The sequence below is a fragment of the Acinetobacter sp. WC-323 genome (assembly GCF_000314615.1).
Lineage (GTDB): Bacteria > Pseudomonadota > Gammaproteobacteria > Pseudomonadales > Moraxellaceae > Acinetobacter > Acinetobacter courvalinii.
Window position 1 is genome coordinate 54,749 of record NZ_AMZS01000035.1, and the last position, 11,811, is coordinate 66,559.

Annotated in this window: 13 protein-coding genes; 8 read left to right on the plus strand and 5 right to left on the minus strand. The window is 44.6% G+C overall.

Translation table 11 applies throughout. The features are described 5' to 3' along the window. Positions 1 to 56 precede the first annotated feature (56 nt). Both ACINWC323_RS12320 and sdsA read right to left on the minus strand, forming a co-directional pair. The gene (locus tag ACINWC323_RS12320) at positions 57 to 2,105 is read right to left on the minus strand and encodes a site-specific recombinase (RefSeq protein ID WP_009510895.1); all 2,049 of its coding nucleotides are present in this window, start codon (positions 2,103 to 2,105) and stop codon (positions 57 to 59) included. Positions 2,106 to 2,120: 15 nt separating this feature from the next. Beyond that, positions 2,121 to 3,098, minus strand: coding sequence for an All-trans-nonaprenyl-diphosphate synthase (gene sdsA, locus ACINWC323_RS12315; protein ID WP_005227061.1), 978 nt, complete (start codon positions 3,096 to 3,098; stop codon positions 2,121 to 2,123). 448 nt (positions 3,099 to 3,546) lie between these two features. Here sdsA and rplU point away from each other — a divergent pair, with 448 nt between their 5' ends. Together rplU and rpmA are read left to right on the plus strand one after the other, a co-directional pair. Then, complete coding sequence (rplU, locus tag ACINWC323_RS12310; RefSeq protein ID WP_004652230.1) at positions 3,547 to 3,858, plus strand: 50S ribosomal protein L21; 312 nt, start codon at positions 3,547 to 3,549, stop codon at positions 3,856 to 3,858. An 18-nt stretch (positions 3,859 to 3,876) separates the two neighbouring features. After that, positions 3,877 to 4,131, plus strand: coding sequence for a 50S ribosomal protein L27 (gene rpmA / locus ACINWC323_RS12305; RefSeq protein WP_004640422.1), 255 nt, complete (start codon positions 3,877 to 3,879; stop codon positions 4,129 to 4,131). Between the two features lie 67 nt (positions 4,132 to 4,198). On the opposite strand, the gene ACINWC323_RS12300 is transcribed toward rpmA, so the two are convergent. Next, the gene (locus ACINWC323_RS12300) at positions 4,199 to 5,068 is read right to left on the minus strand and encodes a pirin family protein (protein ID WP_009510680.1); all 870 of its coding nucleotides are present in this window, start codon (positions 5,066 to 5,068) and stop codon (positions 4,199 to 4,201) included. A gap of 290 nt (positions 5,069 to 5,358) precedes the next feature. Here ACINWC323_RS12300 and lolA point away from each other — a divergent pair, with 290 nt between their 5' ends. The 5 genes from lolA to ACINWC323_RS12275 all read left to right on the plus strand — a co-directional run bounded on the left by lolA (position 5,359) and on the right by ACINWC323_RS12275 (position 10,356). Continuing rightward, on the plus strand, positions 5,359 to 6,063 hold the full coding sequence (gene lolA, locus ACINWC323_RS12295) for an outer membrane lipoprotein periplasmic chaperone LolA (protein ID WP_005227063.1): 705 nt from the start codon (positions 5,359 to 5,361) through the stop codon (positions 6,061 to 6,063). 130 nt (positions 6,064 to 6,193) lie between these two features. After that, positions 6,194 to 6,955, plus strand: a complete 762-nt coding sequence (locus ACINWC323_RS12290) for an RsiV family protein (RefSeq protein ID WP_009511087.1) — start codon at positions 6,194 to 6,196, stop codon at positions 6,953 to 6,955. A gap of 108 nt (positions 6,956 to 7,063) precedes the next feature. After that, a complete protein-coding gene (gene serS, locus ACINWC323_RS12285) occupies positions 7,064 to 8,335 on the plus strand; it encodes a serine--tRNA ligase (protein WP_009510958.1) in 1,272 nt (423 codons plus the stop codon). Between the two features lie 67 nt (positions 8,336 to 8,402). After that, positions 8,403 to 9,776 carry a siroheme synthase CysG gene (gene cysG / locus ACINWC323_RS12280; RefSeq protein ID WP_009511180.1) on the plus strand — a complete coding sequence of 458 codons (1,374 nt, stop codon included), beginning with the start codon at positions 8,403 to 8,405 and terminating at the stop codon, positions 9,774 to 9,776. A 109-nt stretch (positions 9,777 to 9,885) separates the two neighbouring features. Then, entirely contained in the window at positions 9,886 to 10,356 is a 471-nt protein-coding gene (locus ACINWC323_RS12275) for a tRNA (cytidine(34)-2'-O)-methyltransferase (protein WP_009510922.1), read from the plus strand. Here the strand turns inward: ACINWC323_RS12275 and ACINWC323_RS12270 are convergent, their stop codons facing one another. Beyond that, positions 10,357 to 10,737 (minus strand): VOC family protein, encoded by a 381-nt coding sequence (locus tag ACINWC323_RS12270; protein ID WP_009510690.1) that lies wholly within the window; start codon positions 10,735 to 10,737, stop codon positions 10,357 to 10,359. Positions 10,738 to 10,753: 16 nt separating this feature from the next. Further along, positions 10,754 to 11,137: a winged helix-turn-helix transcriptional regulator gene (locus tag ACINWC323_RS12265; protein WP_009511193.1), complete on the minus strand. Its 384-nt coding sequence runs from the start codon at positions 11,135 to 11,137 to the stop codon at positions 10,754 to 10,756. A 117-nt stretch (positions 11,138 to 11,254) separates the two neighbouring features. Here ACINWC323_RS12265 and ACINWC323_RS12260 point away from each other — a divergent pair, with 117 nt between their 5' ends. Then, entirely contained in the window at positions 11,255 to 11,809 is a 555-nt protein-coding gene (locus ACINWC323_RS12260; RefSeq protein WP_009510991.1) for a flavodoxin family protein, read from the plus strand. Positions 11,810 to 11,811 lie beyond the last annotated feature (2 nt).

The following is an 11,811-nucleotide window of genomic DNA, read 5'->3' on the forward strand; positions in this document are numbered from 1 at the left end:
TATCCAAAAATAGTTCAAATGTTAGACTTGTAGTTTGCTGACTTTTCTGTACAAAGTTAATGAGATGATGAGGCGTTTTTAGGCTGCTCTTCCACTTCAACCGGTTGCTTTGGCGGCCAGAAAAAATCGCTTGGTCGGGTCAGGAAGTGGGTCATCACTAATTTGGCCAAAGGTTTCCATTGTGCAAAACGAACCCGGCGAGCACGCAAAGCCACAATAATGGTCAAGGTAAAGCTGACGAACAAGTTGGTGAGACCAATGAGCAGGACGCCGAGGAACGACACGATAATCAGACCGATATCCGGATTACCAATAGTCATTAGACCCTGGATAAAGTTCGCCGAGGCAAAGGCAATATGACGGATATCCAAAGGTAAACCCAGAATGAATCCAATCGTACCCATACTTCCCAGCATAATCCCGAACAGGAAATTACCGGCCAAGGCACCGAGATTGGTCTCAATATAGCTTGCAAATTTATCCAGACGTTTTTGTCCCATCCAGCGCTTGAGACGTGGATGCTGTCTTAGACGCGGCCCTACCTTACGATAGACGGCCAGATTATCAAAATAGCCGGCAATCAGGCCGGATAAAAACAGACAGACACCGGCTATTGCTGCATGAGGCACCGCTAAAGAAGTGAAGGGGTTGAGGCTATGCAGAATTTTTGCCGATTTGGCGTGGTTAAGCAGCGGTTCTCCCAGATTGTATTGCCACAAAAAGGTAATCAGCGCCGCCGTCGGAATCGCAATCGAAATATTCCCCAGAATCGCAATAAACTGGGTTCGGATAATATTAATAATCAAAGCGGCCAGTTCAGCAATCTGTGCGGTTTTACTGCCTTTCTGTTGCTGTACCGTGGTTGCAAGTGCAGCCGCTGTCATGGCCGGCTGTTTGGTCGCCACTGTAAAGTGCAACACGTGAATCAGTAAAAAGCCCAGCGAATAATTCATACTGAACAAAAAGGCTTGCATTAATGGCGCAAGCACTAAACGTGCAGTTAAAATTTTGAGACTTGCCATGATGGCAATAATCACACCTGCGCCAGCCGCTGCCTTGTACATACCAAAGAAGCCAGCCTTGTCGGTACTTACATAATGCTCACCCGTTCTACTGGCGTTTTCAGTCACCTGAAGGGCGATCAGTTCACTGGTCGAGTTAAGTAAATGACGAACACTTTTACTGTCATAATGCGCTTTGGTCAAATCGATGATCAATTCACCCAGTGCGGTATAGCGCGCTTCGGTTTTACTGGCCAAGAGTGTCAGCAACAGTTCAATCCGGTCCAGAGACTGCTCCAGTAACGATAGCAGATAGGTCAGACTGATACTGACCCCGATCCGTTTGGTGGCACGACGTATTTTAAGTACCACATCACGACACTGGTCCAGCATTACAAAGGCTTGTGAGGCATCAGGTGGGGGTAAAACTACAACCGCATCCTGATCTTCAATCTGTTTTTTATATTTCTCAATGAACTCAATGATATCGCGGTTCTGAACCAGAAAAGGCGATTCGTATTCGATAATGTCCGGCTGAGCATTAATAAACTCAGGATACAGGCCAATTCCGCTAATCCGGTAAGATAAAACCGTAATTGCCTTGATCAGTTCGTTTTTGGAAACCTGTTTTTCGATGGTATTGCTTTGACTTTCAGCCAAGAGGTTAAATAAGGTCGTCCAGTCCTGATTATCGATCAGATCAAGCCATTCATAATCATTTTCCTGATGAAAGACTTTTCCAATCAGGGTTTTCAGTTGTTGACCATCCTCGACCAGCGGCAGGAAATGCGCCCCTAAACGCTGTCCTAACTGATTCCAGAAACCATCCAGCGAAAGAATGCCGCTATCGGCATATAAACTAATCTGTTTATATTGGCTGATCAGTTTGAGTAAAAAGTTTTGTAGCAGAATGGCAGAGGTTGGGGTAAGTAATAAGATTCTGATCAGGGCGTGAATATGTTGTTTGACTTCATCCGCATCGTTTGGATTTTTAGGGCGGATACGATTGACCAGTTCAATCAGGAGATTTTCATCAAGAACAGCTTGAGGTTGATCAAGCTGTTCCTGCATTTTTAAAAAAAGATCAGATAAAGTTAAATGCATAAGCAGTCAGAAAAATTATTGTAGTCGATGTAAAGCCATGAGCGTCAAATTGATCAGTGCTTGGCGATATTCATTATCAGGCAGCGCTTTTAATGCTTCCAAAGCCGCATCTGTTTCCTGCTGAGCACGTTTTTGACAATATTCCAGGCCACCAGAGTGATGAACAATCTCAATCACTTTGTCCAGTTGCTCAACACCACCTGTTGCAATACTGCGACGAATAATCGCATGATCATCACCAGTTGAATGAGCTAATGCTGAAATTAACGGTAAAGTCGGTTTACCTTCCATTAAATCATCACCGATATTTTTACCTAATGTTTCTGCATCGGAGGTGTAATCCAAAATATCATCGATGATCTGAAAGGCATTGCCAAAATGGCCAGCGAAGCGGCGTAACGGTTCCCGGTATTCTTCCGCCCCCGCTAAAATTGCCGCACCTTCAGTCGCAAGTTCGAATAAACGTGATGTTTTGCCGTGAATAATGCTGAGATAGGTTTCTTCGGTGGTATCCGGCTGGTGCTGTGATTGCAGTTGCAGGACTTCACCTTCCGCGATTTCACAAGTTCCGGTTGAAAAATCTTTCAATAAGGTCATGTTATTCAGATCAACCAACAGATCAAACGCACGTGAGATCAGGAAATCACCGACCAGAACCGCAGTCTGGTTGTTCCAGGTTGCATTGGCGGTTGGACGACCACGGCGCAAGCTCGATTCATCGACCACATCATCATGGACCAGTGTAGCGGTGTGCAGCATTTCAATCACCGCCGCCAGATGCTGGGCCTGTTGCATATCGGCCAAACCGCAGGCACGGGCTGCAAGTAGGCACATAATCGGACGCATGCGTTTGCCACCGGCTTCGACCACATGCTTGCTGACACTCATCACCAAACCGACTTTTGAGCTAATTCCTTCATTGATGAGGCGATCCATCGCAGCAAAATCTGTCGCAACAGGGGAGAGAATGTCTTGCTTAAAATCGATAACCATATGAAGAAAAACCTCGTATAGGTGGGTAATGTTGCCAAGTGTAGCAATTAATCTGTGACTAAACTGTTATGCAGACGGTGTAATCCGCTATTTAAAACGCGATCATGAACTCTTTGCTCTTAAATTAGACAGAAAAAGGGCTGTTCCCACCAAGCGTTATTACTTTACTCACCACAGTACAAAATACAGTTTGTTATTGTCACAATTTGTTTTTGAAAATGTATTGCAAATCTTGACGCGAATCAATCAAAAAAGTGCGCCCACAATCTAATTGATTTTACTAAAAATTCCAAGCAAGTTATCGATATACGGGCATTTATGCAAAATTACTTGTTGTTTGAGCAATTTTCACTTAAAATTTGTCCCCTTGTATAACCCCAGTGGCGTTCGTCTTAAGATCGATATGTCCCTTTATCGGCACGACGACACGGGCAAGTTGGAGTACATTATGTACGCAGTAATCCAAAGCGGTGGTAAACAGCACCGTGTTGTTGAGGGTGAAACCCTTAAAGTAGAATTATTGAAAGCTGAAACTGGCGCGACTATTACGTTTGATGACGTATTAATGGTTGTTAACGGTGACAACATTCAAATCGGTGCTCCAGTTGTAGCTGGCGCAAAAGTAACTGCAGAAGTAGTTGGCCATGGTCGTCACGACAAAATCCGCATCATCAAAATGCGTCGTCGTAAACACTACCGTAAGCAACAAGGTCACCGTCAATGGTTTACCGAGTTGAAAATTACTGGTATCGCAGGCTAACACGAGGAGTAAATAGACATGGCAACTAAAAAAGCCGGTGGATCGACGAAGAACGGTCGTGATTCGAATCCTAAGATGTTGGGTGTTAAAGTTTACGGTGGTCAAACTGTAACTGCTGGTAACATCATCGTTCGTCAACGTGGTACTGAGTTCCACGCTGGTGCAAATGTTGGTATGGGCCGTGACCATACTTTATTTGCTACTGCTGACGGCGTAGTAAAATTTGAAGTGAAAGGTCAGTTTGGCCGTCGCTATGTAACTGTTGAAGCTTAAGTTTTAATAGTTCGAGAAAACCCGCGTTGAGCGGGTTTTTTTATGCGGATAAGGTTTGAATTGTGGTTTAGTCCGAAGCTTTTCCAAAGTTTCCGGTTTTTAAGTCTTCATAGGCCTGTAAAATTTCCTCATAACTATTCATCACAAAAAAGCCATGTCCATTGATCGGTTCCTGCAAGGGAGGCGCCGATAAAAATAACAGATCACAGTTTTCTAAGGCGGTGATCGCAACATCCGTATCAAGGCTGGACATCACCGCCAAGGCTTGCTCTTCCAGAAACTCTTCATCCGCAGCGAACTGCAGTTTGCCTTTGCGTAAATAAATTAAAGTCGTGTCACCATGATGGGCAGGCAGGATAAGTTGCTGTTGTTTATTTAGATAGACATCTAAAACATTCATTGGACTATAAGTGTGGGCAATGCCCTGAATATTGCGGAACTGACCAGCCACGATACGCACATAACCTGCTTCATGTTCCAGTTGCACTGTAGGGATGCTATGACTTAGCAAGCTTTGATAGTGCGGAGCTGCCATCTTGTCTTTTGCGGGAAGATTGACCCACAATTGCAACATTTCAAAATACCCACCGCGCTCACGAAAGGCACGGCTAAAATGTTCCGTATGTTGAATACCGGCAGCTGCGGTCATCCACTGCACATCACCTGATGTCATAATGCCGCCATGGCCGGCAGAATCCTGATGTTGTAATTCACCTGCAAACACAAAGGTCACCGTCTCAAAGCCGCGATGCGGATGTTCATTCACGCCTTTTTTGGGACTTTTCGGTGCCAGTCGTCCAGGTCCCAGATGATCCAGCAGTAAAAAGGGTGAGGTGGTGTTGCCCAGTTCCTGATAAGAAAATACCGACAATGCCGGATAAAAGTCACCAATGGCAAAATGCGTGTCATTACGGTGGATAAAGGCCAGGCTTTTCATGGTGGATTCTGTTCAATATGCTTGGCTTTAGCTTAGCAAACGCTACTGATTCGTCTAGATAAAAACGGATCAATAATTTTCTTTCACCAGACATTGACTTGAGAATGAGTGAATCAGCAAAAAGTTGATTTTTTACTCTTACAATCTCTACATAAAGGTCGCAACTTCATACATAATGCAGAACTTTGCGACACGAACTACACAAAACCTGTGCTTTTCTTCATTTTTTTAATGATCAAAAACAGTAAGATGTCGGCATAACAGTAGAAATCTGATAGAAGGTTGTTTTTATGAATTTCGTAAAAAAAATGGCTTATGCTGCAACATTAAGTGCAATCACACTTGCTCCGGTTGTGAGTAGTCAGGTCTTTGCTGCACCTGTCGCTGCATCGGCTCAGCAAGCAACAAACAGTCTGGTTCAGCAGTTATCTGGCTTGCAACGATTCACCGCAGATTTTGAACAAACCACAAAAGTTGCAAGTAGCAACAGCAATAAAACCGCACAGAAAAAAAGTTTGACCGCTCAACATATGAATCAGACCTTTAAGGGAACGATGAAAGTTGAACGTCCAGGAAAATTCTATTGGGAAACCACCAGTCCGGCCAAACAAACGATCGTGACCACAGGTAAGGTGGTATGGATCTATGATCCTGATTTACAGCAAGCCGTCCGTCAAAGTCTGGATGATCAAATTGCCAATACCCCTGCATTATTGTTATCGGGCAATACCAACCAGATCATGCAGTCTTATCGTGTGACCCAGCCGGACCGTAGCAAACTGTATTACACCTTGTATCCGAAACAGCAAGATGGCGCATTCCAAAGTCTCACCATTAGTTTTGGTGCCAATAAAGCACCGAACTTGATGATCTTGCAGGATTCTTTGGGTCAAACCACCTATGTACGTTTCAATAATCTTAAAGTGAATCCTTCGATTCCAGCATCGGTGTTTAATTTTACACCGCCTAAAGGGACCGATATTATTGATCAGTAAGTCCTGATGAGATAAAAAAGCCGCAGATGATGCGGCTTTTTTTATTGAACCGTTTATAGATACATTTCTTAATTTCATCTACGGGCAAGGCTTTGTATAGTGAAGAAAAACATCAGAGACGTGTAGGACGATGAATACTTCACAACTATCAAAATTTCTTCCCATTCTTCCTATCCTGACGGTTGTGGCATTAGCCGGGTGTCAGCCGAAAAAAGAAACGGCTACCCCGACAGAAAAAACCAGCGATATTCCGCTTATTCATGCCACCGTTACCGCAGTTAAAATTCCAAAACAAAAGGTGTGTCTGGAAGATGGCTGTACCACCTATGACTTGCAAACGGTACACACCAACCAGACCTGGATAGATGACTATTTCATGAACCGGATGAAAAAGGCTGAGCCGAATGCGTTTGCAAATCTGGCTGACCAAGAGGTTAAAGCTCCCGCTGATGGAATGGTGCAGAATGAGAGCAGTACCTCTGTCCGTTTTTTGGGGCAAAATTATAACCTTGCCACCTTTGCCATTCAGAGCTATTCCTATTCAACAGGTGCGGCACATGGCATGTCACATCAAGAGTTTGTCAACTTCGACTTGAAGAACAAGAAGCACATTACCGTGAGCGAACTGCTTAAACCGGAGATGAATAATAAACTTCGTGATGAACTGTATGCTGCAAACCAGAACTGGTTAGAACAGCATAACATCAAGAAAGACCAATTACAGGTCAGTGATAATTATTACTATGGGGTAAATGGCATCGTCTTTGTTTATCCGTTGTATGAGCTGGCTTCTTATGCAGAAGGAATGAGCGAACTGAGCTTGCCATATTATGCGGCGAAGGAGTTTGTCAAAGCCGAATACTTGCCGAGCTTGCCAAAAGATGCAGGCTAGTTTGAGTACAGCCTCTACATATCGTGTGTAGAGGCTGTACAAGCGCTGTATTTTTTTAGGTTTAAGCCTTACACTATAGCCAGTTTTTTCCTCTATTCATGATTGATTATGATCGACCCAAAGTTACTCAGAAATAATATTGAAGCAGTGAATGCTGCTTTGGCAAAACGTGGTATTCAGTTAAATGTACAAGAGTGGGCTGATTTAGAAGCTCGCCGTAAAGATTTGCAATCCAAAGCTGAGAACTTACAAGCAGAGCGTAATGCTGGTGCTAAACAAGTCGGTCAAATCAAAAAATCGGGTGGAGATGCTTCCGAAATCATGGCGCGTATGGCAGCCATCGGGGATGAGATCAAAGCCGCTGAAGTGGCTTTGGCTGAGTTACAAGCTGAGCTAGAGCAAAAATCTCTCGCCATTCCAAACTTGCCAGATGAGTCGGTTCCCTTTGGTAAAGACGAGAGCGATAACCTTGAAATCCTGAAATGGGGCACACCACGCCAGTTTGATTTTGAAATTAAAGATCATACTGATCTAGGTGAAATGATGGGTGGTCTGGAGTTTGAAACAGCGACCAAATTGACAGGTTCACGTTTCAGCGTCTTGAAAGGGCCTTTGGCGCGTTTACAACGTGCGTTAACCCAGTTCATGCTGGATACCCATACTCTTAAAAATGGTTATACCGAAGCTTATGTACCGTATTTGGTCAATGCAGACAGCTTGCGTGGTACAGGCCAACTTCCTAAGTTTGAAGAAGACCTGTTCAAGCTACAAGGTGAAAAAGAGTATTACCTGATCCCAACCGCTGAAGTGCCAGTGACCAACTTCGTGCGTGACGAAATTATTGATGCGGATCGTTTACCGCTGAAATATTCTGCGCATACCCCATGTTTCCGTAGCGAAGCAGGTTCTTATGGTCGTGATACCCGTGGCTTGATCCGTCAACACCAATTCGACAAGGTTGAAATGGTGCAAATCGTTAAACCAGAGCATTCAATGCAGGCGCTTGAAGACTTAACTGCACATGCAGAAGGCATTTTGCAGGCTCTTGGTCTGCCATATCGCAAGATTTTGCTCTGTGGTGGTGATATGGGCTTTGGTGCGGTTAAAACTTATGACCTTGAGGTTTGGGTACCGAGCCAGAATACCTATCGTGAAATTTCAAGCTGCTCAAATATGGGCGATTTCCAGGCACGCCGTATGAAAGCACGCTACCGTGTGGATCAGAAGAAGATCGAATTGGTGCATACCTTGAACGGTTCAGGTCTGGCAGTTGGGCGTACCTTGCTTGCAGTGATGGAAAACTATCAACGCGCAGATGGTTCAATCGAGATTCCAGAAGTATTACGTCCATATATGGGCGGTGTTAGCTACATCGACTAAACTTTGCATCGAATTTGTGCATAGTTTTTGCTTGAGCTCAATCAGATTGAAAATATAGAGGCGTGACGTGGAAATCTTCCCAATCTCTTTAAAGTTGCAACAGCAACGTTGTCTGATTGTGGGCGGTGGGCATATTGCCTACCGCAAAGCAAATTTACTGGTCAAGGCAGGTGCAATTGTGGATGTGATTGCACCTGATATCCTGCCCGAATTACGCCAGCTGGTTGAACAATCGGCAGGGCAATATATTCAAGCTTCTTTTTCTGAAGCTGTTCTGGCCACGCCTTATCGCTTGGTGATTGCAGCGACAGATCAGCCTGATGTCAATAAAGCAGTATTTGAACAGTGTGAACAGCGTAATCTGCTGGTGAATAGTGTCGATGATATTCCGCATTGCCGTTTTATGGTGCCTGCAATTATTGATCGTTCACCGTTGGTGATTTCGGTCGCTTCCAATGGTGCATCCCCGGTTTTATCCAGACAGTTACGCACGCAGATCGAAACCATTGTGCCGCATGGCATGGGTAAGCTGGCTGAGTTTTCAGGCCAGTGGCGCAAGCAAGTCAAAGCCAAAATTGCCAATCCGGATGAGCGTCGTATCTTCTGGGAAAACCTGTATGCCAGTCCGCTGAAAGAACAGGTTTTCAATGACAATATTGCTGTAGCCAATGATCTGATTGAGCAGGCTTTAACAGAATGGACCGCACCGAAAGGTGAGGTTTATCTGGTTGGGGCAGGGCCGGGCGACCCAGAACTGCTGACCTTAAAGGCATTGCGTTTAATGCAACAAGCAGATGTGGTGATTTACGACCGTCTGGTCTCTACGCCGATTCTGGACTTGTGCCGCCGCGATGCTGAAAAGATTTATGTCGGTAAAGCGCGTTCTAACCATTCGGTTCCACAAGATGGCATCAATGCCTTACTGGTGGAATATGCGCAACAAGGTAAACGTGTTTGCCGTTTAAAAGGTGGCGATCCGTTTATCTTTGGTCGTGGTGGTGAAGAAATTCAGGAACTGGTCGAAGCCAATGTCACTTTTCAGGTCGTGCCGGGCATTACCGCAGCTTCAGGCTGTTCCGCCTATGCCGGTATTCCACTGACCCATCGTGATTATGCACAAAGTGTACGGTTCCTGACAGGACATTTAAAAGAAGGTTCACCTGAGCTGCCGTGGAATGAACTGGTCTATGAAAACCAGACCTTGGTGTTATATATGGGACTGGTCGGTCTGGAACGTATTTGTGAGCAATTAATTGCACATGGTCAGCGTCCAAGCATGCCTGTGGCCTTGATTTCCAAAGGTACCACGCCGGAGCAAAAAGTGGTGGTGGGTACTCTGGCGGATATCGCAACCAAAGTATCTGACAATCAGATCGTAGCACCGACTTTAACCATTATTGGTGAAGTGGTCAGTTTACGTGAACAGTTAAAATGGCAATAGAATCCCTCCTTGCGGAGCTATAACCGCTCCTCACCTCTTTAAAAAAGAGGGGGAGTTCCTCCCTTTGAAAAGGGAGGCTAGGAGGGATTATGAAAAGTAGAGAAAATTTGTGATTCATGTCGTCCTATACGAGCCTGAGATTCCAGCGAATACAGGTAATATCATTCGTCTATGTGCCAATACCGGTGCGCAACTACATTTGGTTAAACCTTTGGGTTTTGAGCTGGATGATAAAAAGTTAAAACGTGCAGGATTGGACTACCACGAGTGGGCAAGAATGCAAATTTGGGACAATATTGAGCTGTGCCTCGCTGACTTAAAAGCCAAAGGGGTTGAGCATGTCTTCCCATTGACGACTAAAGGCACAGCAACACCGCATACGGTTGATCTGAATCGTCCCGTGGCCTTGTTGATGGGACCTGAAACCCGTGGTCTGCCTGAGCAAGTGCGTATGATATTCCCGCAAGAGCAGTGGATTCGTTTGCCAATGGCGGAAAACTCAAGAAGCTTGAATCTTTCCAATGCGACCGCTGTCATTGTCTATGAAGCATGGCGACAACAAGGCTTTAAACAACTTTAATCAAAGATCGCCATATGGGCTTGCCACAACCAGCGTATATCCATTGAGGTCTCTAAACCAGATCTCCCGATGATGCGCATTGGGATTGTATTTAGGGCCTTCCAGAATTTCGACTTGATGAGTTTGTAGTTTTAGTACAATCTCATCAAATCGATTGCTTTCAAACCACAATAACACGCCGTTACCGATCACTCGTTTCGGATCGCCGATATGTGGATGTTCATGCGCTTGCCATTGGTGCAATTGCAGCACCATGTGTTGCTCAAACAGCAACTGTTCATATTCTTTACCGCCATGACCGCTTTCCAGGCCAAGCATTGCCTGATACCACTGACTGGTTTTCTCGACATCACTCACTGCAATTAAAGGTTGTGCAATCATCGCCTGTCCCTCATTTTTATTGGATTTCTTGTGGCTGTATCGCATCAAAACGCTGTTGAGCGTAGATGACCTGTTCGATATTACTCTCAGCCCAATCTTTGAGTTGATATGCCATTTCTGCTACTTCCAGACCGAGTGGAGTGAGTGAATAATCCACTCGAATCGGTGCGGTATTCTGGACTTGCCGTTGAATAAAGCCATCTCGTTCCAGCATTTTTAGCTTTTGTGACAAGACCTTGGGTGAAATACCCTGAATGCTTTTTTTCAATAAATTGAAATGTTGGGTGTCTCGTGCCAGCACATTGATAATCATCAGTACCCATTTGTCTGCAATTTTTTCGAAAAATAAACGGGCAGGGCAATGTTGTTGATAAATATCGTATTTTAATGTCTGATTCATAGCGATAACCCTCATTTTCTCGAGCGAATGTCAGTAGTTACCAGTTGGTAACTAATTGACACCTAGTTTCTAAAATATATCATTAAATCGAACTTTTGAAAAATTTTGGATACTCTCATGACACAAATTGCAGTTGTATACTTCTCGGGCTATGGCCATACCAAAGTGGTTGCTGAAACTTTTGCGGGTGCAATTGATGCGGCTTTGATTGAAATTGATCAGAATGGCGAGATTACTGAACAAGACTGGCAAACCCTCAATAATGCGCAAGGTATAGTGTTTGGTGCGCCCACCTATATGGCGGCAACACCGTGGCAGTTTAAGAAATTTGCTGATGCATCTTCTAAAATCTGGTTTACACGCGGCTGGCAAGATAAGGTATTTGCAGGTTTTACCAACAGTGCAAGTCTGAATGGTGACAAGCAAGTGACCTTGATTCAATTACAAACCTTGGCGTCACAACATGGTGGTATTTGGGTGAGCTTGGGTTTATTACCTGCCAATACCAAAGCGGCCAAACGTGAAGATGTGAATAATCTGGGTGGTTCAGTTGGTCTGTTGGTTCAGTCACCGTCAGATGCCAGTGTGGATGAGATTCCAACAGGTGATTTAGAGACTGCGAAGCTTTATGCACAACGTGTAAAAGCAATCGTTGAAAAATTGCATGGTTAAAA